This is a genomic window from Martinezella rhizogenes (assembly GCF_000799715.1).
In the GTDB taxonomy this organism is placed as follows: Bacteria; Pseudomonadota; Alphaproteobacteria; order Rhizobiales; family Rhizobiaceae; genus Rhizobium; species Rhizobium rhizogenes_C.
The window spans coordinates 934102-957206 of record NZ_JUHG01000011.1 but is presented as its reverse complement, the minus strand read 5'-3'; the positions used below and the strand labels follow the sequence as shown (position 1 = coordinate 957206).

Below are 23105 nucleotides of genomic sequence, written 5' to 3'. Positions count from 1 at the left end.
CCGTGGGGTTAATGGATTTAAACCAAGTATTGATTCTGTAGTTCGCAAGATTTTCTGCGACTTTTATTAGAATTTACACATAAAAAACCCGCCATCCCCAGAGGGGAGGCGGGTCTTAATGTGTAGCGATGAAGACGCTGATTAGGCGCTGGCTTCTTCGCTGCCTTCTTCTTCCGTAAGACCGGCAGCCGGAGCGACGATCGTTGCGATCGTGAAGTCGCGGTCAGCGATGACCGGAGACACGCCCTTCGGCAGGGTTACGTGCGAGATGTGGATGCTGTCGCCGGCCTTGAGACCCGACAGGTCAACCGTGAAGAATTCCGGGATCGCATCAGCCGGGCAATGGACTTCGACTTCGTGGCGAACGATGTTCAGCACGCCGCCAGCCTTGAGGCCCGGGGACTTTTCCTGGTTGACGAAGTGAACCGGGATTTCAACGGTCACCTGGCTGTTGCCGGAGACGCGCAGAAAGTCGATATGGAGCGTGAAGTCACGGACCGGATCGAGCTGGTAGTCCTTCGGCAGAACCTTGATCTTCGTGCCGCCGACGTCGATCGTCGCGATCGTGGTGAGGAAACCACCGGCATGAATACGCTTCGTCACTTCATTGGTGTTGAGAGTGATCGAGATGGGGGCCTGCTTGTCACCATAGATGACAGCGGGAATCAAACCATTGCGGCGAAGTTCACGGGCGGACCCCTTACCAACCCGTTCGCGCGCCTCGGCCTTGAGCTCGTAGCTTTCGTGGCTCATAGCTATTCCTTTCGAGGTTATTTGGAGAGTTCATCCGGTCGCCGGCATGCGGGGACCGATTGAACTGGAGGAGGGCGAGCCCTGCCTCATCCGCGTTGCCTCCAAGGGTGTCTACGCGGACGCGTGGCGTATAGTACAAACGGGCCCAAGGTGCAAGTATCTCCGTAGGAAGCGCACCTGTGACGACATTGCAACTCAAGATAAAGAGCCGGCGATGCTATTTCTATCAATGCCTTGACATATACCCTTGGCCTCTTCAACAGTCGATTTCAATCGATCAGGGTCAAAAGGAGAGGTCGGGTATGCGCTCCAAGGCTATTGCCGCCGCGGCGGTTTTTTCCATCGGTCTTGCTGGCGCGTCGCAGGCGGCCGACGTCAACGAGCAGGGCGCCAAGGAATTGCGCACCATCCTGACGCATTCCCTCTCGCGCGATCTTGCCCGTAGCGGCTTCGTCACCGTGACGCCCGCCGGAGATCAATATCAGATCACCTACGACCTCGCGAAATTCTTCGACAAGATCAATTCCAGCGCGTTGTCGGTTACCGGTTTCAAGCCGCTGTTGCTGTTCGCGCAGCCACTTGCGGAAGGCAAATGGCACCTGAAGGGTGATAATAGCCTCGATGTTTCGGTCCATTCGCCGGCATCGGACATCACCTATTCGGTTGCCTCCAACGCGATTGATGGCATTTTCGATCCGGCGCTCGAGGTGATGCGGTCGCTGGAGACGAAGAGCAATGGCATCAAGTTCTCCAGCGTCGGCAGTGGCAGAAACACCGGGCATGCGATGGATGCCACCATCGATAGTGCATCGTTCTCCAGTTCGGTGACCGACGGCGCCGAGGCCGGCAAGGTGGATCTGCAATCGCAGGGCACGTTGCAGCGCTTCAATGAAACAGTGACCGGGCCTGGGGCTTCGTCCGTCAATCTCAGCGCCGACAGCATCGATATCAAGGCGGCGGCGACGAGCCTGCCGGCGAAGGAGTTGCGTGAACTCGTCCATTTCTTCATCCAGCACGTCAAGGCCAAGCAGCTGTCCGATAGTGGCAGCGAGAAATTCGCAGAACTGGTGCGGCGCACCTTGCCGGGCTTCGGCTCGCTGGATGAAACGGTGACGCTGAACAATCTGCTGGTGACGACCGCAAAGGGAAAGGTCGGCGTCAAGACAGTCGACTACAGCTTCAAGATGGATGGCCTCACCAAAACCTCCAACGTCAATTTCGGCCTGCGAGCGGAGCATTTCACGCCTGACCCTGGCCTCATTCCGTCGGCCTATGCCGCCTTCCTGCCGGAAACGCTCGATGTGCAGATCGGCATGCCCGATATCAATTTCGACGGCCTTGTCGATGCGGCGCTGAAGAATGTAGCGACGCGTGCCACGCCGGTTTCTGGCGAGGCACTGAAGCGTATAGCGTTCCCAGGCGGCCATGCGACTCTCGAATTTCCGAAAATCAGCGCGATTTCCGGCGTTTACGATGTCGAGGTTTCCGGCGCGTTGAAGAGGACCACCCAATCCCATGCCGGCTATTCTCTGCAGGCAACGATCCTGGCTCGCGATTTCGACAAGACGATCACCGCCGTTCAGGACGCTGCCAAGACGGACCCGCAACTGAACAAGGTTTCCTTCAGCCTGATGGCAGCCAAGGGCTTTGCCAAGACCGCTCCGGATGGCCGCCTGCGCTGGGATGTCATGATGGATGAAAACCGCACCGTCACGGTGAATGGACAGGTTTTGAAAGGGCCTAAGGGCCTCAAAAGTCCTTAAGAGTTTGTACCCGACGCTCGTTTCGGCGTCTTCGATCTGATCGGGAACTCACTTCAGGGTTCTTCGGTTTCCAACTGTTTTTTAGGTATTTGGGGGAATGAAACATGCGTTTCAAAGCAGTAACCGCGGCGGCGGTTTTCGCCGTGGGTCTGGCTGGCGCGTCGCAGGCGGCTGAAGTCAATGAGCAGGGTGCCAAGGATCTACTTGGGAACCTTACGTATTTCATGCCGAAAGACATGGCGAAGAGTGGAATCATCGCTGTCAAGCCGGTGAACGGTCGCTATGAAGTGACCTACGACCTGAAGAAACTCCTCGATAAGCTGAACGTCACTGGTTTTGCCATTACAGGGCTCAAGCCGCTGACGGCGCTTGCGATGCCGCAGGATAACGGCCTTTGGAACATCGAGGGCAACAATGCGATCGACGTCACCGCGCGCTCAAAGTCCGGTAAAACCCCAAGTGTCGAGCTCCGCTATGCGCTTGCATCTTCCAGCTTTAAGGGCGTCTTCGATCCTGCGCTCTACTATGTCCGCTCGATGGACATGAAGGGCAGCGGCATCACCTTCGCCACGAAGACCATCGATAAAGACAAAGCGGTACAAAAGAACGATGCCACGGCCGACAGCATCGCTTACACGCTGTCATCGTCCGACAGCGGCGAGCCGGACAGGCTTGACCTCAAGATGGACGGTAGCCTGCAATCCTTCAACAACAAGATTTCCTCCGACACCATGACGCTTGCCGAGATCAAGGTCGGCGCGATCGATTTCAACGCATCGGCGACCAAGCTGCCGGTGAAGGCGTTGAATGAACTGTTTCGCTTCTTCTCCGAGCACAAGGAAGCAAAGACCCTGTCCGAGGACGAGAGCACGGCGCTCAAGGCGTTGCTGCAGAAGATGATGCCGATCGTCGGTTCGTTCGGCGAGACGGTCGCCCTCAAGGATGTTTCCGTGACGACCCCCTTGGGCGATGGCGGTCTGCGGCAGATGGACTATTCCTTCAAAGTGGCGGGACCAAGCAATGCGATGAATGCCGATTTCGGTCTGCGCGCCGAAAAGCTTACCCTGGCATCCGGTCTGGTGCCCGAAGATTATGTCGCGTTCATTCCCAACGCTGCCGAAATGCAGGTGCAGCTGCCGAACCTGAATTTCACCGCTCTCGCGGAGGTTCTGCAGCAGACCGATTTTAACCATCCGGCCGGCCAGGACGCCGTGGATAACCAGTTGCGGCAAGCCATGTTTCCTGATGGAACCATGACGGTCAATTTTCCGAAGATCAGTGCGATTTCGGGGCTCTACGATGTAGAGACTTCCGGCAGCATGCACGGCGCGCTTGATGACACCAACCGTGTCACCATGAACATGACGGTGCTTGCCCGCGATCTCGACAAGACGATCGCCGCTGTTCAGGAAGCCGCTAAGACGCAGCAGGATCTCAACCAGTTTTCCTTCGGCCTGATGATGGCCAAGGGTTTTGCCAAGACCGATCCCGACGGACGTTCGCGTTGGGAGGTCAGCATCGCCGACGACAAGACCGTGATGATCAACGGCCAGGTCATCAAGTAAGCCGCTCAAGTTTCAGAATGCGAAGATGTTTGTCCTAAGGCCGCTGGCCCAGCGCTCGATTTCTCTCCTATGGGCCGGCCAGGTGCTGGCGGCGACCGGATCCGAATTCTACATGGTCGCCGTCGTCTGGATCGCGGCGGATTTCATTGGCAGCAACGCGGGCTACGTGTCCGCGTTGCAGTCGGGTATGCTTCTGTTCGGCAGTCTCTTCGGCGGCATCCTGACGGATCGCTGGCGGCATAGCACGACGATGATTTCGTCCGATGTGCTGCGCGCGTTGTTGTTGCTGGTGCTGTCTGTCGCCGGCTTGATGCATGTCATGAGCCTGCCATTGCTGATAGTGCTTGCCGGATGCATCGCCCTGTTGACGGCGGCGTTCGATCCGTCGTTGCAGGCGACCTTGCCGACGATTGCTGTCGAGCCCGACATCCGGCATGCGACCAACGGATTGTTCGACGCCACGAGGCGCATGGCCCGCATTCTCGGGCCGAGCTTGATTGCGCTGGTCAACGGTTTCCTGCCGAAGTCGCAGTTCTTCGCTGTGACGGCGGCGACATTGCTGCTATCGGCCCTGGCGGTCTGGCTGGCTGTCGCCAAATTGCCGCCCGCGCCTCGCCGTCGCGATTTCTCAGGCGCGGCCGCGGTGATCGACGGCGTGCTGGGCGGATGGAGGGCAGCGCGGGGTCACGCCGCCATACTTTATGGCCTGTTCACCAACCTGATGGGGAATATTGCCTGGGCCATGGGCATTCTTCTCGGCATGATCCTGCATCTGCGCGAAACCAGCACCGATCCGTTGACGGATTACAGCCTGATGATGACGGCCTATGGCATCGGCAACGTGACGACCAACCTCATCCTCAGCAACATGAAACCACGGCGGCCGGTGGTCTGGATCATCGTGGCAAAACTGATTTTCGGCACCGGCGTTTTCCTGCTGCCGCTGATGCATGACCGTCTCTGGTTGATGGCCGTTGCATGCTTTGCCTCGATCAACGGCCCCTTCGAAAATCTCGCCATGCTGCATCTGATGCAGACGAGGAGCGAGCCGCACCGTCTGGCGCAGGTCTATCGCTTGATGATGTGCGCGATCTTCCTCGGCCTTTTCCTGGCCTATCTCATGTCGCCGACGCTTTTTGCCTGGTTCGGCATCGGGCCGTCGATCATGGGATCGGGCGCCGCAGTTTTCGTCGCCGGGCTGATCGGAATAGGACTGCTGGTCTGGCGGCAAAGACGTCCGGCCGGTGTGACACCGGCATAAGGAAGGGATGGCCGGTTTTCAGTCGAACAGGCTGGAAACCGATTCTTCCTGGCTGGTGCGGTTGATGGCTTCGCCGATGAGGCTGGCGGTGCTGATGACGCGAATGTTGGGCGCGGATAGCACCGCTGTCGTCGGCTGAATGGAATCGGTGATCACCAGTTCCTTCAGCTTCGAATTGGCGATACGGGTCACGGCGCCACCGGACAGAACGCCGTGGGTGATATAGGCCGTGACGCTGGTCGCGCCATTCTTCAGGAGCGCCTCGGCGGCGTTGCAGAGTGTGCCGCCGGAATCGACGATGTCGTCGATCAGCAGGCAGTCTTTTCCTTCCACGTCGCCGATAATGTTCATGACTTCGGATTCACCCGGGCGATCACGGCGCTTGTCCACGATCGCCAGCAGACAGTCGAGACGTTTGGCAAGCGCGCGAGCACGCACGACGCCGCCGACGTCGGGCGAAACCACCATGACATTGCCGATATCGTAATTGGCGACGATATCGCGCGTCAGGATCGGCAGGGCGTAAAGATTATCCGTCGGGATATCGAAAAACCCCTGGATCTGGCCTGCGTGCAGATCAAGCGTCAGTACGCGATCGGCTCCGGCCTCGGTGATGAGGTTCGCCACGAGCTTTGCCGAGATCGGCGTGCGCGGGCCGGCCTTACGGTCCTGACGAGCATAGCCGAAATAAGGAATGACAGCCGTGATGCGCCGCGCCGAGGAGCGCCGCATTGCGTCAACCATGATCAACAATTCCATGAGGTGGTCATTGGCCGGAAACGATGTCGGCTGAACGACAAACACGTCCTCGCCGCGCACGTTTTCCTGGATCTCAACAAAGATTTCCTGGTCCGCGAAACGCCGGACACTTGCCTTACCCAAAGGAAGATTGAGATAGTTGCAGATCGCTTCGGCGAGTTGCCTGTTCGAGTTGCCTGCGAAAATCTTCATTTTGGCCCGCCTGTTACCAACCTGATAGCCGCGCTTTTAACCGCCTTGCTCCCGAATGCAAGGGGGTGAGGCATGATAGCTTTCATATTTCTGAAAAGCCTGTGGCTATCCACCGCGAGAGTCACGCCAGGAATTGAATTCCGACATGGTTTTGGTGGCGATTTTCTGCATGACGGCAGGCGGAACGGCGGTCCACGGATCGCCGCGCTTCAGCGGTGCGCTTTCCGCCCCCTGGATTCGGTGCAGGCGGGCACCGCTATTGTCGAGGACATCCCAGACATAGGTGACGGAAATCTGCGGTCCATCCTGGAAGGCGGAAAGATAGCCTTTCAGGATGTAGCTGGCGCTCGAATCGCTCGAGCTCTTGATCGCAAGGCCAAGCGAACGCGCCTCCGCGCCGAGCTGGCGTGAAAGCGGGGTGACGGCCTCCACCGGCGCACCGATGATCGGCAGGAAGCGAACGCTGTTTCCACCGGTTGTCGCCGCGGGGGCGATGGAGGCTTGCTGTTGCTGTTGCACGGGCGGCTGTTGATCGTCTTGCTGATCCTGGGCCGCCTGTTGCTGTGGCTGCTGGTCATCCGCGAGGCGGCGATCGGCTTCGCGCTGCTCATCGGATTCCGAGATCGGAGCACTGCCTGGCGGAATGGATGCGGTCTGGGAGCCGTCGAGAGGGCGGGAGGCGTAAGGGTTGCCGCCGCCGCTTCTCAGCGCTGCCGCCTGATCGTCCAGTGAGCCTCCACTAGGGCTTTGCGGTTGGTAACCCTGCTGCTGATAGCCCTGTCGTTGGTAGCTGTAGCTGTCCTGCGCGGTCTGATACGTTTGCTGGCGCTTCGGCGCGGAGGCCATGCGTTCGACATCGCGTTGCGTGACGGGGCTGGAGCCGGCATCGCCGATGGTTCCGGGCGGCGTCAAGGCGTCTGTCGTGTTGCAGGCGGCGAGCGCAAGGCAGAAGCCAACGGGAATCAACGTTGTCCTGACCTGTCTCATATGCGCGATCCTTTCCTTCGAGGGTCACCCCGTTCAGGATCGCTATTCTACGCTGCTAACGGTTAAGAAATTCGAGCTGATGGCGCGACAAAGCTCGCGGAGCCTGAGATGTCGTCAGATAGGTCTGGCCGAGCGTCATTGCGGTGCCGGTGTCGGAATCCATGATGATCATGTGTACGAAGAGCGACATGCTCTCTTCGATCTCCTGCGGATTGCCGGCAACGAACATCTCATGCTCCATCCAGGAGGGGGAGAAGCGGGCGCCGAGCGAATAACCACAGGCATTCAGCCGGTGGCGGGCAAGGCCGCGCTCGTCCATGATCTTGGCATGCATGTCGAAGACGTCGCCGAAGGTGTGGCCAGGTTTTAGCACGGTTTCGATCGCCTGGATGGTTTCAAGGCAAGCGCTGAAGAGTTCGCGGTGGCGATGGCTGGGGTCGCCGATGACAACCGTGCGCATCATGGCGGCATGGTAATGGGCGTAGGTGCCGGCCCATTCGAGGGTGAGCTGGTCGTTGACGTCGAGCTTGCGGCGGCCGGCTTTGTAGCGGCAGAGCAGGGCCTCCGGACCGGAGCCGATGATGAATTCATTGGCGGGGTAATCGCCGCCGCCGGAGAAGATCGTGCCCTGCATGGCAGCCAGAATGTCGGCTTCGTCGGCGCCAGGCTTGATCAGCGCGAGTGCCGCGTCCAGCGCATCGTCGGCAAGGGCGGCAGCGCGCTCGACATAGGCAACTTCCGTCGGACTTTTGATAAGGCGCAGGCGCCCGACGAGATAGGAGGCGTCGACGATCTGGCCGAACGTGGCGATCTGGTTGTCGAGCAGGCGGGCGACGCGGCCAGTCATGCCGTGCGTATCATATTCGACGCCGATGCGGGTGCCGAGAAGATCGAGCTCCACCAGCAATTCCTTGAGGTCGAGCGTCGGATCGGCGTTGACCCGATCGACCCAGATGCGAATATCGGAGATGACGGATGTGAGCTGGGCCTGGCGAAGATCGGCCGAGCGGGTCAAAAGCACCATCGTGCCATCCGACTTGACCGCCAGCGTCTGGAAGAAGCAGTAACCGAAGGTATCGTAGCCCGTCAGCCAGAACATGCTCTCCTGCGCGAAAAGCAGCATGGCGTCGAGCTTCTCCTCCTGCATCTTCGCCAGGAGACGGGCCAGGCGAGCGTCGAATTCGCTGCGTTCAAAATGCAGGGCCATTTTAGGAGGTCTCCTCGATGGCGATAGCGGAAATCTGACGACCGTAATCCGGCTCCTTCGCATGCGTGGTGCGGCGATAAGAGAAGAAGCGGTCGGCGTCGGGATAGGTGCAGAGGGCCAGGCTTTCGGCGGTCACGCCTGCCTTGCGCAGGCGGTCGACCGTCAGCGCCGGCAAGTCAAACATTGCATGGCCGGTTTTTTCGGATGGAACGAAGTATTTGCTGTAGCTCGGGTCGTAAGCGGTGAAGCGGTCGACGAATTCCGGACCGACTTCATAGCTTGCCTGGCTGATCGAGGGGCCAAGGCACGCGGTGATCGCCTCGCGCTTGGCGCCGAGCGCGACCATTGCCTCGATGGTGTTTTCGAGCACGCCGGTCAGCGCGCCTTTCCAGCCGGCATGGGCGGCACCGATCACTCGGTTTTCGGGATCGGCGAAGAGGATCGGACCGCAATCGGCGGCGAGTACGCCAAGCACCACCCCAGGCGTCGCCGTCACCATAGCGTCGGCCTGCGGGCGATCGCCATTGTATTGGGTATCGACGGTGATGACGTCGGGCGAATGGACCTGATGTACGGTCGCGAGCCGCTCCAGGGGCAGGCCGAACCAGCCGGCGACGCGGCGGCGGTTTTCCTCCACATGCGCGCGGTCGTCATGGGAGCCGAGACCGACGTTCAAACCGCGATAGAGGCCCTGCGAAACGCCGCCCTCGCGGGTGAAATAGCCATGGCGGATACCGGCGCTTTTGGTGGCGCTCAGCAATGTGCTTTCAATCGGAGTCGGCAATACCGCGTATCCCTTGATATGGTCTTTGGCGTGGAGCGTGATGAATAACGCGTCTGTGGCGAAGCGGTTCGATTTGGCCGGGATGTTGGCCCAGCCATGCGCGCTCTGTCAATCCGCTGGCTTCGGCACTCTTTATCAGCGCGCGGGGCGAAAGGGCTGGAGATCGATCGCAGGGCTTGAGACCGCCAGTACTTTGAAGAGCTCGCCCATCTTGCCTTCGCCGGCGCCGGCAAGCCGTTCGACGGCGGCGTGGATGCCCTCTTGCGTTGCGACGTCGCGATCACGGCCAAGTGCCGCTGCCCGTTCCAACAACCCAAGCCCGATGAGGAAATCGCCCTGATGACAGCATCCGTTGATCTGCAGGCCGGAGGCCGCAGCTGTTTCCGCCAGATGCTGGAAATCGACATGGCTGGTGAGATCCGCTTCGCCGGGATGCTCCAGCGGCGGATCGTATTCATGCATGCGCACGGCCTGCAGCGTATCGCCGAAGCCTGTCGCCATGTGCCCGTAATCGATGGCGAGCGCGGTGCCGCCATGGGCGGCGATCCGGTCAGAGACTGTGGTCATGACCGCCTGGCGGGCAGGGGCGATCTCGAAGATGGTGCCGATGGGTGGCAACGATCCTTCCGGGAGGAACGCCGGGTCGAGGCCAGCGACGCCGACCGCGAAGGTCAGCTCGTCATGGGCGTCAAGCCCGACCGTGCGCTCGCGAAACCCGTTCGCGGTGTGGACGAACTGACGGATGGGAATGGCGTCGAAGAGCTCGTTGGCGGCAAGCAGGGTGAAGCCCGCGGGGGTATCGTTGACGTCCGATTGCCAGGAAACCTTGTCGCCATGGTCGGCAAGCGTCTGCCGTTGAAAGCCCTGCAGTCGCTCGCTGGTTTCGACCAGATGCACGCTCATGGCGTCATAGAGTGGCGGCGCCAGTTTGCCGATGACGCGAAGCATATCAGCCATCATCGTGCCGCGGCCGGGGCCGATTTCCACCAGGCGGACATCAGCGGGCGAGCCGTGGCGCTGCCAGGCATGCACCATGAAGATGCCGATCATTTCGCCGAAGAGCTGGCTGATCTCGGGCGCGGTGACGAAATCGCCGACGCTGCCGAAGGGCTCGCGCGTCTTGTAATAACCGTGCTGCGGATCAGCGAGACAGAGAGAGAAATAGTCGGTGATGCTGACCGGTCCGTTCGTGCGGATAATGGCTTTGATTTTTTCGCCGAGCGGGGTCGTCATCATTTGGTCTCGCTAGAGCATGATTCCGAGAAATATAAAGCAGTTCTCGGAAGGATCATGCGATATTTCACCCAGAGATCAAGCGGTCTGCCTGGCGGCAGCGTAGCGGGCGCGAATGACTGCCCAGAGGCCGATCGCAACCATCGGCACGGACAGCACCATCCCCATGGTCAGCCAGTTCGTGCCCATGAGATAGCCGAGCTGTTCATCCGGCTGACGGAAGAACTCGACTAAAATGCGCGAGAAGGCGTACCCGATGACGAAAACGCCGCTGATGGTGCCGGGTTTCTTCAGTGCCAAGGCCCAGCGCGTCAGGATGAAGAGGACGACGAAGAGGACGATGCCCTCGATGCCGGCCTCGTAGAGCTGGCTCGGATGGCGCGGATCGGGGCCGGCCGGGCAGATGCCATCATGGGCGGCAATGATGTGAGGGCTGCAGAAGACCATGGCCCAGGGGACGTCGCTGGCTCGGCCCCAGAGCTCGCCATTGACGAAATTGGCAATGCGGCCGAAGAAAAGGCCGATGGGGGCGACGGCGGCGACGATATCGAACAGGCTCCAGACCGGGATCTTGCTGCGATTTGCGAACAAAATCATGGCGATGGTGGTGCCGATCAATCCGCCATGGAAAGACATGCCGCCTTTCCAGATCTGGATGGCGCGGATCGGGTCGGCGATCACCTTGTCGAGATCGTAGAACAGGATATAGCCGATGCGGCCGCCGAGAACGATGCCGAGCGCTACCCAGAGGATGAAATCGTCCAGATGCGCGCGCGTCATCGGCGCGGTGTTGTTCAGCCAAAGCTTGCCGTTGTCGACCAGCCGCCGCGCATAGAGCCAGCCGAGCAGGATGCCGGCGACATAGGCAAGGCCGTACCAGTGGACATCAAGTGGGCCGAGCGAAAAGGCGATCGGATCGATATCGGGAAACGGCAGGATGGCGGCGAGGTTGGCGGATGTCAGCAAGATTGTCAGATCCGTTAGAGCATGGTTCGCAAGATTGCGATACGATTCTTGGACAAGAGCATGCTAAATCCAATGTGGCCGGAAGATGACGTTCGGTATTGAAACGGTCAAGTCGATTTTCATAAGTCTTTTGTCATGGGCCAGCTTGTCCCGCTCAATCTCAATTTGCTTGCATCGAACTCTCGGAAATCCTACCTCATCCCTATCTGGCCCCTATAGGATGTTGTTCATTTTCGGGGCCGACGGCCGCAAGGAGACCATAATGAGTACTGGACCGAACCGTATCATGGACGAATTCGCCAAGTTGATGACCGATGCCGCCGGTGCTGCCCAGGGCGTGCGCCGCGAGATCGAAACGGCTTTCAACGCACATGCCGAACGCTGGCTGAACAGCCTCGATATCGTCAAGCGCGAGGAGTTCGAAGCCGTTCGCGAAATGGCGATCAAGGCGCGTGACGAGAACGAAGCGCTGCTCGCCAGAATCGAGGCGCTGGAAGCGCGTCTTTCCTCGAAAAGCAAGTAAGCGCGATTAATTTTGCGATAAATAGGCGTGGCAGGCCTCTGCCACGCACTTTTCCTCTAAAATTTTCGGCGATTTATCCACCTGTGGACACTGGCAAAAAAGCCAATCGCCAGAGTCAGTTATGACTCCCTTCTGAATAGACATCGGAAGAGCTTTCCACAGCGCCCTTGCCCAAAATCTCCCTTGAGGGGCTGGCATGCCGGGCATGCCGTTATACACTGATTTTAAATGATGATTCGAAACGGACTTGGTAAGCTCCGGGCAGGGTGGATGCGTTAGTCTGGCAGCCGTTCAACATCATCCCGAAGATGTTTCCGGAGTAAAACAGTTTGCGTTCTCTCAATGTTGAAGCACGCGAAAGCTGCATTCGTTCCGGTCAAGAAGGTGCTGCATGAGCCTTATGGAAATAGAAGTCGAACGCCAGTCAAATCCGGTCGATATGATCGAGTTCGTGGCTGCCAATAACGACTGGTCGTTTGAGCGGTCGGGCGAAGACGAAATTGCCATGACTGTCGAAGGTAAATGGACGGACTATCATGTTTCCTTCTCCTGGATGGAGGAGTTCGAGGCGCTGCATATTGCCTGCGCCTTCGACATCAAGGTCCCGGACATCCGTGCCAATGAAGTCATCAAGCTTCTGTCCTGCGTCAATGGCCAAGTGCTGATGGGCCATTTCGACCTGTGGCGGCAGGAGGATATTGTGATCTTCCGGCAGTCGCTGCTGCTTGCCGGTGGCGCCGAGCCGACCAACCGGCAGGTGGAAGTGCTGCTGTCCAACGCTCTTGACACCTGCGAGGCTTACTATCAGGCTTTCCAGTTCGTTGTCTGGTCCGGCCTTGACGCAAATCGCGCCATGGAAGCCGTGCTGTTCGAAACCGTGGGCGAATGCTGATATGACGACCGGGGCATCCTCAAGCGCTCTCGCATCTTCCGGCGCCATCATCCTGATTGGCGCTGGCAATATGGGCGGCGCGATGCTGACGGGCTGGTTGAAAAACGGTGTGTCGGGCTCCTCTGTGACCGTGGTCGATCCCAATCCATCCGAGGCGATGCTGAAGCTTATTGTCGATGCCGGCGCAAGCCATGTCACTGGTGTTCCCGCCGGTGTCACCGCGGGCGTTCTCTTTATTGCGGTCAAGCCGCAGGTCATGGATGTCGTGCTTCCGCCGTTCAAGGAAACGGTCGGGCCGAATACGGTGGTGGTGTCGATCGCGGCCGGCAAGACGCTGGCCTCCCTCGAGAGGAACCTGGGGAAAGCGGCGATGGTGCGTGCCATGCCGAATACCCCGGCCATGGTCGGTCGTGGCGTCACTGGCGCCTTTGCCAATGCCGAAGTCGGCGAGCAGCAGCGGCAGTTGGTGCAGGACCTTCTGAAGGTGTCCGGCCCGGTCGAATGGGTGCCGGAAGAGGGCGATATCGATGCCGTGACGGCGGTGTCCGGCAGCGGACCGGCCTATGTTTTTTATCTCGTCGAGTGCATGGCGGAAGCGGGCCGGAAGCTTGGCCTGCAGGCGGACCTCGCCATGCGCCTCGCGCGGGAAACTGTCGCGGGGGCTGGTGAATTGTTACATCAGTCCCCCGACGACGCCTCGCGCCTGCGTCAGAACGTGACGTCTCCCGGCGGCACGACTGCGGCGGCCCTTGCCGTGCTGATGGCGGAAGGCGGCATGCAGCCTCTGTTCGATGAGGCTCTGGAGGCGGCACGCAAGCGCGCGCAGGAACTGGCCGGCTGAATATCCAAGACTAAGAGGGCATGCATATGACGGAAGAGATCACCTATGGCGATTTCGAGCGGGTGGATATCCGTGTCGGAACGATCATCGAGGCCGAAGCCTTTCCGGAAGCGCGCAAGCCGGCCTATAAGTTGAGGATCGATTTCGGGCCGGAGATCGGCCTCAAGCGCTCTTCTGCGCAGATTACCGTGCACTATACGCCGGAGAGCCTCATCGGCCGCCAAATCCTCGCCGTTGTCAATTTCCCGCCACGCCAGATCGGCCCCGTCCGTTCCGAGGTGCTGACGCTTGGATTCGAGGATGAGAATGGTGCCATCGTGCTTACTGCCGTGACGCAGCCGGTGCCGAACGGCAAGAGGATGATGTGATATCTAGAAAGTTTAAGCAAAAATTCCTTGATTAGGCTGTTGAGAAAATTTTTGCCTTGATGCTCAGCGCTTGATTGCCATCACAGGGTAGTATTTCAGAAAATATTTTCTCGACTTTTGCGGGAATTCGTCTGAATATGAATCGCGTGTTGAGTAGGATGGTGCAGATGTTTCGGGTCGTTCTTTCGGTGGCTCTTTTTCTGACATCGATGACATATGCTATTGCAAATGATGCATCTATTCCATGGAAGAATGTTGATGGTTGGATTGTCGCCATTGATTCTTCTTTGGGGAATTCTTGTTTTATTGCCAATATTTATGAAAATGGCATTGTTCTTAGACTTGGATTCGACAGTACAAATTCCCTAGGTCCTGCCTATATTGCTATCGGCAGCGGTGATTGGAAATCGATAGAAGTTGGAAAAGATTACGACATCGCAATTCAACTCGACCAGAATTCACCTTGGACTGCTACGGCCAGGGGCATCGATATGAATAATTTGAAGATGCTACTAGTTAGCTTTTCCGATACAAATTTTGTGAACGAGTTTGTGCGGAAGCTTGGTCTTAAATTTTCATTTAACGGGAATGTAATTGCAAATCTGAGTTTGAGAGGATCTGCGGCGGCTGCAATTGAACTTATTCAATGTCAGAAGGCCGTTGGGAATAGCTTTTCTGCTCCACCGGCAACCACCAAAGATCCTTTTGCAGGGAAAGCCTCTCCCTCAACAAAGTCTGACCCTTTCGACTTATAAGGCGTGCGTGAAATGTAAAGCGGGCAGCGCGCCTTCGAGTAATGACTATGCCAGATGCTCAATGAATATCCCGCGATACCGGTTCCGTCAGGCTGAAATCCAGAAACTCCGCTTCAAAACCTTCGCGCTGCGGTGAGCAGAAGGCGGGGCCGACGGAGACCTCGTCCAGGGCTGGATCGAACCATGCGAGCCGGGCCATGCGCCACTCGGTCATCTTGTCGGTGCGATACTGGATGAAGAGGGCGTCGCCGTTGCGGGTCACCCGGATCGATATGGCATCGAATTCATGCTCGAGCCGGAAGGCGGACCAGTCGGAATTGCCGTTGGTAACCACGACGCTGAAATGCCTGGCGCCGTCAGTATATTCGATCCCGCATTTCATCCAGCGGGTGGCGTCGTGGCGGACCATCAGGCCGGCCTGATCGTAGAGTTCGCGATACTGCCCGATGAATGTGATTTCGGCGGTGAAATCGCCTTGCCGCGGCCGGCCGAGGAAATGGCCGTTGTCGCGGTGAAAGCCGTAATAGGTTCCCTGCCAGAAGTCGGTCTTTTCGCCGGAGCGGACGAGCAGGCGTCCCTGGTTCATTTCCCAGAGCGGCGGCGTGTTCAGCCAGTGCATGTCATTGATGTCGATCGGCATGTGCTTCCCTTCATGCAGGAATGCGGATGGTGGCGCGCAGGCCGCCGAGCGGGCTATCGCCGAGCGTGACGTTGCCGCCATGGCTGCGGGCGATGTCGCGGGCAATCGCCAGGCCGAGGCCGGTGCCGGAATTGTCGAGATTGCGCGCCTCGTCCAGCCGGAAGAACGGCTTGAACACGTCTTCGCGCGCCTTGACGGGAATGCCGGGACCATCGTCGTCGAAAATGATCGTCAGCCATTTGGCGCTGTGCTTGGCTTCGATGCGGAGCGTATGGGCATAACGGCGCGCATTGGAGGCAAGGTTCGTTACCAGCCGCGCGAAGGCGTTCGGGCGGACGGAGATTTCATCGTCGCCGTCGATCGAGTAGGTCACGGATTTGCCGTGGAGAGAGAAGTCCTGTTCGACCCTGTTGAGGATATCGCTGAGACGGAGCGTGCCGACATCCTCTTCTGCTTCGCCGCGAGCGAAGGCTATGTAGCCCTCCAGCATGCTTTGCATGTCCTCGACATCCTCGCTGAGGCCGTCAAGGTCGGGATTTTCGCCCACAAGGGCGAGCTGCAGCTTGAAGCGGGTGAGCACCGTGCGCAGGTCATGGCTGACGCCGGAGAGCATCGCCGTGCGCTGCTCGATCTGCCGTTCGATGCGCTCGCGCATCAGGATGAAGGCAAGGCCGGCGCGGCGAACTTCGTCAGCGCCGCGCGGCGAATAATTCTCCAGTCGCTGGCCCTTGCCGAAACTTTCGGCGGCTTGCGCCAGCGCCAGGATCGGCCGGATCTGGCCGCGCAGGAACAGAACGGCGATGCCAATCAGCACCAGCGACGTGCCGACCATCCAGAGAATGAAGATATGGGTATTCGAGGCATAGGTCTGGCTGCGCTTGGCAAAGACGCGCAGTACCTTGTCCGGCAGCTTGACACGGATTTCGACAAGGCTGGAATTGCCGAGAGTGTCGACCCAGAACGGCAGGTTGATCTGGTCGCGGATTTCATCGCTGAGGATGCCGTCGAGAATCGAGAAGAACGGCTTTTCGCGCGGCGGCGGCAGCTCACCGCCCGGCTCGATCGAGATGGTGAGATCGAGCTTTTGCCGGGCTATCTGCGTGACGGCCGAATAGTCGGCATCCTGCGGGTAGGTTTCGATGATCGCGATGATGGCGGCGATGTCGCGGGTGGTCGCCATCGACAGACGCTGCGTCACCATCTGCCAGTGGCGCTCCATGAAGACGACGGTGACGACCGCCTGCAGGATGATCATCGGCAGGATGAAGATCAGCAGCGAGCGGGCATAGATACCGGTCGGCAGCCGCCGGCGCAGCCAGCGTGACAGCCAACGCATGCCGCTGGACGGCGGGTGGTCCTGATCGCGTCTGATCGAGTCGAATGTCACCATCGCCGCTGGCCTCTGAGACTTGATATCAATCTATGCTCAGGCGGTAGCCGATGCCACGGACCGTCTGCAGCCAGATGGGATTGGCCGGATCGTCCTCGATCTTGCGGCGCAGGCGGTTGATCTGCACGTCGATGGTGCGCTCGCCGACTTCGGCGTCGCTGCCGATCAACTCGTGGCGCGGAATGGTGTCGCCGGCGCGCTTGGCGAAGAGCAGCATGATTTCCTGCTCCCTGTCGGTCAGGCGGATGAGCTCCGAGGCCCGCTTCAGCTCCTTGCGGGTCAGCGAGAAAGTATAGGGGCCGAACATCACCTGTTCGATCTTCGGCGAGTCGGCCGGGGTATTGCGACGGAGGATATTGTTGATGCGCAGCACGAGTTCGCGCGGATCGAAAGGCTTCGGCAGATAATCGTCGGCGCCGGCTTCCAATCCGGCGATGCGCGCATCGGCTTCGGCGAGGGCGGTCAGCATGATGATCGGGATGTTCTTGATGGCGCGAAGGCTCGACGTCAGCGTGATGCCAGACTCGCCGGGCATCATCACGTCCATGATGATCAGGTCGAAATCCAGCCCCTCAAGCTTGCGGCGGGCTTCGGCACCTTCGGCGGCGACCGTCACCCGGAATCCCTTTTCCATGAGATAGCGATTGAGAAGGGCGCGGATACGCGTGTCGTCATCCACGACCAGGAGATGCGCCGCATCATCGGAAATTGCTGTCTTTGTCGTCATTCAATCCGTCTCGATCTTGTTTTATCTATTTGATTGAGATGATCTTATCCCAAACCTGCTTCGCGGTTCTCCGGTTCGAGATCATGTCCTAGTCCTGCATTCCCCTCAGGAACCGTTTGACGCTTTCGCGCGTCGCGTCGGACGCGCCTTCGAATGCCCGTTCAATACGGCGTGATTGCGGCTCCGCCAGCGCCAACGCCAAATCTCGGCCGGCCTGCGTTGGATACAGCTTACGCTGCCGACGGTCCTCAGGCCCGGCTACCTGATGAATATAACCCGAATCGATCAATTGTTTGAGAACCCGCGCCAAACTCTGTTTGGTGATCTTCAATGTTTCCAAAAGGTCCGCAACCGTCATGCCGGGTTCGCGGTTAACGAAATGAACGACGCGGTGATGCGCGCGCCCGAACCCGCTCTTATCAAGGATCTGATCCGGATCGGATACGAAGTCGCGATAGGCGAAGAAAAGCAGCTCGATGATCTCGAAATCAATGATCCCGACATTTTGCATTGGCGCCGCCAGTAGTTCCGGCTTCGCCGCTTTTGGGTTCACCTGCCGTGTCACCTTGGCATTTCCTTTCCTGTTTTAGGGCAACTGGGAAACTTACCCAAAAATATGTCAGCTTTATTGACGTATTTTTGGGTCACTGCAAGTTTCTCCAACCTTTTGCAGCCCGAACGGATAGCCATGAATGGAAACTAGACCCGGCTTGGCAAAACTCCAACAGGCCTCATATCTTCCCACGTACTTTGTGGGGAAGCGATGTCGGAATAGCAACCAACAGTGAAGGCCCAGATGCAACCGGATTGGGGGAGTCCAGTTCAACGACAACGCCCGACTATGGCAGCGAGATAGCGGAGGTTACGGGTGCCAAGATTGTCTTTGCCAAGGGGTGGCGACATTCATACACCGTCGCCGGTATCGGAATTGGGCTTTATTGCTTCACGCCGGCAGCGATCAGCGAGAGCCTGATGAGCGACTATATAGAAACAGACTGCCCGACTGCCGCCGCTGTCGGGCAAGATTGTGGAGCGGCCAAGGGAAGCCGGATGCGGTTTCTCCCGCCCGGCTTTCCTTGATCTGATATTCTCGTCTTACTTGCGGCCGAGCACTGCGCCGACGATTGCCGAGAGTATGCCGCCAGCAACCAGTGAGGAGAGGCCCTGTGCGATATAGCCGGTCAGGGCTTCGCTGCCGATCAGGTTGAGAATGAGGCCCCCGCCGAGACCGCCGACAGCGCCGGCAATCGTTCTGGCAACGAGATTGATCCCTTCCTGCTTCAAAACGGCGCTGGCGCCGTTGCCGCCGATAGCGCCGGCAACCAGTTGCGTGATGATAGGCCCTAAACTTTCCATGATCAGCCTTCTCCCATTGTACCGGAAGCCATTTCCGGATGCCGTCGCGCCACGTCCCGGATTGAGCCTTGGGAGCGGCGATAATCCTAATTTATATAAGAATTACATCATGCATTGGCTGGTGGAAATAGAAAGGCAACTCAAACGGGAGAAATTTGCAATAAATCGGGGGAAAAGCCGTTTTGCGGGTGAGGCGGCCATGTGACCGCCCGTGATTTCGACGCATTGCCGCCGCCGCAACGCGAATCAGCGGTAGACATAGACGATGCGGCGCGTGTCCGGATCGACCAGCACTGGCCGGCGATTCACCTCGACATAGCTGTATTGATAGTCCGGTATGCGGTGAACGGTCACGCTTTCCGGCAGGGTGGCGCCGACGACAAGGTCGCCGCGCAACTGAACCGCGTCGACCGGATTGTCCGTGATGTAGGTTTCGACCTCGCTCGGCGGCGTGATCGCAACGACATTGCCGCCACCCTGGTCGACGGGGCCGAGCAACTCGTCATTCGGGCTCGGCTGCACTGTCTGGATGCTTCCGGTGCTTGTCGGGTCCGTCTGCTGATAGGTGATTGTCGGGACACCAAGGTCGTCGCGATGTTCTTCGACGACGAGCGTATTGCCGTTCTGCTCGACGTTCAGATATTCGGCATAGACCCAGCCGCGCATGCCATTGACGTCGACACGGCACCAGCGGCTGCCTTCTATGCAGCCGTCAAGCATGGCCTCGGAGCCACGGGTCGCCATGCCGACTGTCGGATATTGTGGTCCAGGGCCGGAGCGAACCTCCATGTCGGTGGCTGTGGTCGCGGACATTTCGGCTTGCGCCAGTCCGGCGCTACCGAGAAGAGCGAGGCTGGCCAGCAGCAGGCTTCTCTTCAAGGACATTGGCTTTCTCCTTTTGCTTTGGGAGCCTCAGAGCAAACGCCTCGAATGCTTCAGTGTTCCCCCGGATGGACATATCGATTGATGTTCTATGGGAGATATTTCTCTTAAGCATCTGGAACTGTTTTCGCTTTTGGAGAGTTTGCGGCGTATCGAATTTTCGAGGGCTGTCGTCGGAACCTGGCGTGCCGTCCTTGTCGCCCGGGCATTTTCAGGGCGAGGGGCTGTTTTGCCCAGTGTTTGTGATTATACCGGCAGGACGACATCAAACAGACGAGGCGCTTTATGGGCATGCTCCAGGCCGGCATCATTCCGGTGACACCTTTCGAACAGAATTGCACGATCCTGTTCGATCCGGAGACGAACGAAGGGGTCGTGGTCGATCCCGGTGGCGATGTCGATCTTATCCTGCAGACGGTGCGTGAGAATAACATCACGCTGAAGGCGATCTGGCTGACGCATGGCCACATCGACCATGCCGGCGGCGCGGACGAACTTCGCGAAGCGCTTGGCCTGGAGGTGATCGGCCCGCATGAGGATGATCTGACGCTGCTGCAGGATATCGAGGCCAAGGGCAAGATGTTCAACATCGAAGGCGTGCGCAACGTCGTGCCGGATCGTTTCCTTGGGGATGGCGACAAGGTCTCCTTCGGCGAGCATGAATTCGAGGTTTTTCATTGCCCAGGCCATGCGCCGGGTCATGTCATCTATGTCAACAGGAAGCAGAAATTCGCGCATCTCGGCGACGTGCTGTTCAATGGCTCGATCGGCCGTACCGACCTGCCGGGCGGCAATCACCAGCAATTGCTGGATTCGATCCGCGACAAGGTATTTCCGCTGGGCGACGATGTCGGCTTCATCTGCGGCCATGGTCCCGGCGGCCAGATCGGCGAGGAACGGCGGACGAACCCCTTTCTGCGCGGGCTTTAGAAGCAAAAAAGCGCCGCGGGAGGCGGCGCTTCGTGTTGTGACATTGGCTGATACGTCGATCAGTTGCAGAAGTGACGCATGCCGTCATAGCCGACATAGGTGCCGCTGCGGCCGTCGAAGCTTCTGTAGCGATCATAGCAATAGCGCATCCATTGCGACGACCAGGGACGCAGGCCGGCGGTCGGCGGAGCGTAATAGCTGACATCGCGCTCGACATAGACGCGGCGCGGCGGTGCGCGATAGTAATAGGGTGGGGGCGGTGCGTCGTAGTCGGGATCGACGTAAACCGGCGCGGGTTCAGCATAACGTGGCTGGCTGGCGATAGCGGAGCCGACGATCAGGCCGGTGGCGAGACCTGCGGCACCGCCCAGCACCCAGCCGTCGCGGTGATGCCAGCGATCGTCGGCCGAAGCCGCTGACATGGAGGTCAGCGTCAGCGTTGCAGCCATGGCGGACATAAGGAGGGTTTTGCCGAGCATGTTCATTCGTCTATCCTCTGAGCGGGAACGGGAGAACCGTTGTTCCCAATCTTGTATTGGGGGATAAACTAGGCACGGCAAGCTGAATACAGACTGAATGACAAAACCCGGCATCTCTGCCGGGCTTCAACTCGAATGGTAGCCGTAGGGCGTTTTAACCGTCAATCTGGAGATTGACAGCCTTCGGTCCCTTGCCGCGGCGATCCGGTTCCGTGTCGAAGCTTACCTTCTGGTTTTCCGACAGTCCCGACAGACCAGAAGCCTGTACTGCGGAAATATGCACGAAGATGTCAGCGCCACCTTTGTCCGGTTTGATGAAACCGAAGCCCTTATCGGTATTAAAAAACTTTACAGTGCCAGTCTCGGCCATGCGTCAGGTCCTTTTCTCTCTGCCCACCATCCACATGGGCAGCATTGCTGTATGCCCTTGCGGGCGCTCGCAGGCAGTTCTCGCAATTTGAAGGAAAAGGTCCCCTATACCTCGGCGTGGCCATGAAACGATATCCGCGTATCATTTCTCGACCAGGCTGACCGGAATATTAGCGTTCCCGGCGCGCACTTTCTTAAGGACTTCCCATGCTTTAAAAATGCCCGAACACCGTTGAGAGTGCTGTGTTTATCGGGAATTGGCAAGTAAAAGTTTTTAATGTCGTAAAAGGGGCGCATTGCCGTAATTGGCGTGCGCTAAGGCGATTCGCAAATTTTCCCTCACGGGAAATAGATTTCCAAGGTTTTTGTATCGTTTGCGATATAAGTTTGGCGAAATTTTCCCAAATGACGGCCCCGAGATAAGTCTTTCCGGTCATTTAAAAAATCTAACGGAAGCGGTTCGGCACAGCCATAACGGGCATTTCCCGTGGCTTTTCATGCGGGGACGCTGCGCCGCCGGGTGAGTTCGGGCACCAATTCCACCGCGAGCATGGCGCTGAACATCAGGGCGCAGCCGGCATAGCCAAGCGGTCCGATGGTTTCGCCGAGCAGCAACGCGCCGAGCGAAGCGCCGAACAATGCCTCGGAAGAGAGGATGATCGCCGCCTGCGGGGCGCTTGTATAGCGCTGGCCGATGACCTGCAGAGCGAATGCAAGCCCGGACGAGAATATCCCGACATAGAGGATTTCGCCGAGCGCTGCCTGAATGTCGGCGATGCTGATCGGTTCGTTCACGACAGCAACCATGAGAGCGAGGATAGTGGTGACGGCGAATTGCGCGGCGGAAATGCCGAGCGGCCGGCCGGTTTCGCGGACCGACGAGCCGGCGAGGGTGATCTGTACCGCCCAGAAGACAGCGCAGACGACCGTTAGGAAATCGCCGGGAGTGAGCTGGGAAAGGGAGCCGCCGGACAGCAGATAGATACCGCCAAGTGCCGTTAGCGCAGCTGGCCAGATGATCCAGTGCGGCTGCCGGCGCAGGAAGACAACGGCGATCAGCGGCACGAAGACGACGTAAAGGCCGGTGATAAAGCTGGAATTGGTGACGGTGGTCGTCAAGAGCCCGAGCTGCTGTGTTGCCGCGCCGCCGAAGAGTGCGATACCGATGCAGAGAAAGGAGAGCCAGTTGCGGCGCGTGAGCGGTTTTTTCGCCTTGCGGTTTTCCATCCAGACGAAGGGCAGGACGACAATGGTGGCGACGGCAAAGCGTAGGCCTATGAACCAAAATGGCCCAATGGCCTTCATCGCCGTCGACTGTGCGACGAAGCCGCCGCCCCAGATCGCGGCAGCCAGCAACAATACCAAATTCGCCTGTACGCGAGTCATCGACAACCTGTGGGGGAAGCAAGAAAAAAATGGGAGACGGTGCGTTAGCAGCTGCTTTTCTCCGGAGCAAGGGTGAAAGGTTGGCCGCTAACGGCAA

The 23105-nt window shown here is 58.7% G+C and carries 25 protein-coding genes; 9 read left to right on the top strand and 16 right to left on the bottom strand.

Annotation, left to right across the window (positions count from 1 at the left end; translation table 11 throughout):
- Positions 1 to 141: 141 nt before the first annotated feature.
- Positions 142 to 753, bottom strand: a complete 612-nt coding sequence (locus EX00_RS08550; RefSeq protein WP_047456309.1) for a 50S ribosomal protein L25/general stress protein Ctc — start codon at positions 751 to 753, stop codon at positions 142 to 144.
- A 302-nt stretch (positions 754 to 1055) separates the two neighbouring features.
- On the opposite strand from EX00_RS08550, the gene EX00_RS08540 reads away from it, so the two are divergent.
- The 3 genes from EX00_RS08540 (at position 1056) to EX00_RS08530 (ending at position 5342) form a co-directional block, all read left to right on the top strand.
- Positions 1056 to 2516, top strand: a complete 1461-nt coding sequence (locus EX00_RS08540) for a hypothetical protein (protein ID WP_047456306.1) — start codon at positions 1056 to 1058, stop codon at positions 2514 to 2516.
- Between the two features lie 104 nt (positions 2517 to 2620).
- On the top strand, positions 2621 to 4081 hold the full coding sequence (locus EX00_RS08535) for a YdgA family protein (protein ID WP_047456304.1): 1461 nt from the start codon (positions 2621 to 2623) through the stop codon (positions 4079 to 4081).
- Positions 4082 to 4106: 25 nt separating this feature from the next.
- Positions 4107 to 5342: an MFS transporter gene (locus tag EX00_RS08530; protein ID WP_047456301.1), complete on the top strand. Its 1236-nt coding sequence runs from the start codon at positions 4107 to 4109 to the stop codon at positions 5340 to 5342.
- An 18-nt stretch (positions 5343 to 5360) separates the two neighbouring features.
- Here the strand turns inward: EX00_RS08530 and EX00_RS08525 are convergent, their stop codons facing one another.
- The 6 genes from EX00_RS08525 to lgt form a co-directional block, all read right to left on the bottom strand.
- Entirely contained in the window at positions 5361 to 6293 is a 933-nt protein-coding gene (locus EX00_RS08525) for a ribose-phosphate pyrophosphokinase (RefSeq protein WP_047456298.1), read from the bottom strand.
- A 105-nt stretch (positions 6294 to 6398) separates the two neighbouring features.
- Positions 6399 to 7280 (bottom strand): hypothetical protein, encoded by an 882-nt coding sequence (locus tag EX00_RS08520; RefSeq protein WP_047456296.1) that lies wholly within the window; start codon positions 7278 to 7280, stop codon positions 6399 to 6401.
- A 55-nt stretch (positions 7281 to 7335) separates the two neighbouring features.
- Positions 7336 to 8487: a M24 family metallopeptidase gene (locus tag EX00_RS08515; protein ID WP_047456295.1), complete on the bottom strand. Its 1152-nt coding sequence runs from the start codon at positions 8485 to 8487 to the stop codon at positions 7336 to 7338.
- Position 8488: 1 nt separating this feature from the next.
- Positions 8489 to 9271, bottom strand: a complete 783-nt coding sequence (gene pgeF, locus EX00_RS08510) for a peptidoglycan editing factor PgeF (RefSeq protein ID WP_047456293.1) — start codon at positions 9269 to 9271, stop codon at positions 8489 to 8491.
- 135 nt (positions 9272 to 9406) lie between these two features.
- The gene (locus EX00_RS08505) at positions 9407 to 10504 is read right to left on the bottom strand and encodes a class I SAM-dependent methyltransferase (protein ID WP_047457601.1); all 1098 of its coding nucleotides are present in this window, start codon (positions 10502 to 10504) and stop codon (positions 9407 to 9409) included.
- A 78-nt stretch (positions 10505 to 10582) separates the two neighbouring features.
- Complete coding sequence (gene lgt / locus EX00_RS08500) at positions 10583 to 11470, bottom strand: prolipoprotein diacylglyceryl transferase (protein ID WP_047456290.1); 888 nt, start codon at positions 11468 to 11470, stop codon at positions 10583 to 10585.
- A gap of 262 nt (positions 11471 to 11732) precedes the next feature.
- On the opposite strand from lgt, the gene EX00_RS08495 reads away from it, so the two are divergent.
- The 5 genes from EX00_RS08495 (at position 11733) to EX00_RS08475 (ending at position 14849) form a co-directional block, all read left to right on the top strand.
- Positions 11733 to 11993: an accessory factor UbiK family protein gene (locus EX00_RS08495; protein WP_007701515.1), complete on the top strand. Its 261-nt coding sequence runs from the start codon at positions 11733 to 11735 to the stop codon at positions 11991 to 11993.
- A 391-nt stretch (positions 11994 to 12384) separates the two neighbouring features.
- Positions 12385 to 12885, top strand: a complete 501-nt coding sequence (locus EX00_RS08490) for a type III secretion system chaperone family protein (protein ID WP_047456289.1) — start codon at positions 12385 to 12387, stop codon at positions 12883 to 12885.
- Position 12886: 1 nt separating this feature from the next.
- Complete coding sequence (gene proC / locus EX00_RS08485) at positions 12887 to 13726, top strand: pyrroline-5-carboxylate reductase (RefSeq protein WP_047456287.1); 840 nt, start codon at positions 12887 to 12889, stop codon at positions 13724 to 13726.
- Between the two features lie 26 nt (positions 13727 to 13752).
- The gene (locus EX00_RS08480; RefSeq protein ID WP_047457600.1) at positions 13753 to 14094 is read left to right on the top strand and encodes a tRNA-binding protein; all 342 of its coding nucleotides are present in this window, start codon (positions 13753 to 13755) and stop codon (positions 14092 to 14094) included.
- A gap of 167 nt (positions 14095 to 14261) precedes the next feature.
- Positions 14262 to 14849: a hypothetical protein gene (locus tag EX00_RS08475; protein ID WP_155294029.1), complete on the top strand. Its 588-nt coding sequence runs from the start codon at positions 14262 to 14264 to the stop codon at positions 14847 to 14849.
- 58 nt (positions 14850 to 14907) lie between these two features.
- Here EX00_RS08475 and EX00_RS08470 read toward each other — a convergent pair whose 3' ends face one another.
- The 6 genes from EX00_RS08470 to EX00_RS08440 form a co-directional block, all read right to left on the bottom strand.
- Positions 14908 to 15489, bottom strand: coding sequence for a DUF1349 domain-containing protein (locus EX00_RS08470; RefSeq protein ID WP_047456285.1), 582 nt, complete (start codon positions 15487 to 15489; stop codon positions 14908 to 14910).
- 10 nt (positions 15490 to 15499) lie between these two features.
- Positions 15500 to 16879: an ATP-binding protein gene (locus EX00_RS08465; RefSeq protein WP_047456282.1), complete on the bottom strand. Its 1380-nt coding sequence runs from the start codon at positions 16877 to 16879 to the stop codon at positions 15500 to 15502.
- 25 nt (positions 16880 to 16904) lie between these two features.
- Complete coding sequence (locus EX00_RS08460; RefSeq protein WP_047456280.1) at positions 16905 to 17606, bottom strand: response regulator; 702 nt, start codon at positions 17604 to 17606, stop codon at positions 16905 to 16907.
- An 88-nt stretch (positions 17607 to 17694) separates the two neighbouring features.
- A complete protein-coding gene (locus EX00_RS08455; RefSeq protein ID WP_047456278.1) occupies positions 17695 to 18171 on the bottom strand; it encodes a MarR family winged helix-turn-helix transcriptional regulator in 477 nt (158 codons plus the stop codon).
- A 530-nt stretch (positions 18172 to 18701) separates the two neighbouring features.
- Positions 18702 to 18962: a hypothetical protein gene (locus tag EX00_RS08450; protein WP_007701529.1), complete on the bottom strand. Its 261-nt coding sequence runs from the start codon at positions 18960 to 18962 to the stop codon at positions 18702 to 18704.
- A gap of 246 nt (positions 18963 to 19208) precedes the next feature.
- Positions 19209 to 19847 (bottom strand): DUF1236 domain-containing protein, encoded by a 639-nt coding sequence (locus EX00_RS08440; protein ID WP_047456257.1) that lies wholly within the window; start codon positions 19845 to 19847, stop codon positions 19209 to 19211.
- Between the two features lie 282 nt (positions 19848 to 20129).
- Between EX00_RS08440 and EX00_RS08435 the strand changes: the two genes are divergently transcribed.
- Positions 20130 to 20774: an MBL fold metallo-hydrolase gene (locus EX00_RS08435; RefSeq protein WP_047456255.1), complete on the top strand. Its 645-nt coding sequence runs from the start codon at positions 20130 to 20132 to the stop codon at positions 20772 to 20774.
- A 59-nt stretch (positions 20775 to 20833) separates the two neighbouring features.
- Here the strand turns inward: EX00_RS08435 and EX00_RS08430 are convergent, their stop codons facing one another.
- The 3 genes from EX00_RS08430 to EX00_RS08420 all read right to left on the bottom strand — a co-directional run bounded on the left by EX00_RS08430 (position 20834) and on the right by EX00_RS08420 (position 23008).
- Positions 20834 to 21259 (bottom strand): BA14K family protein, encoded by a 426-nt coding sequence (locus tag EX00_RS08430; RefSeq protein WP_047456253.1) that lies wholly within the window; start codon positions 21257 to 21259, stop codon positions 20834 to 20836.
- 148 nt (positions 21260 to 21407) lie between these two features.
- A complete protein-coding gene (locus EX00_RS08425; RefSeq protein ID WP_047456251.1) occupies positions 21408 to 21623 on the bottom strand; it encodes a cold-shock protein in 216 nt (71 codons plus the stop codon).
- A gap of 494 nt (positions 21624 to 22117) precedes the next feature.
- Positions 22118 to 23008, bottom strand: a complete 891-nt coding sequence (locus EX00_RS08420) for a DMT family transporter (RefSeq protein WP_047456250.1) — start codon at positions 23006 to 23008, stop codon at positions 22118 to 22120.
- Positions 23009 to 23105 lie beyond the last annotated feature (97 nt).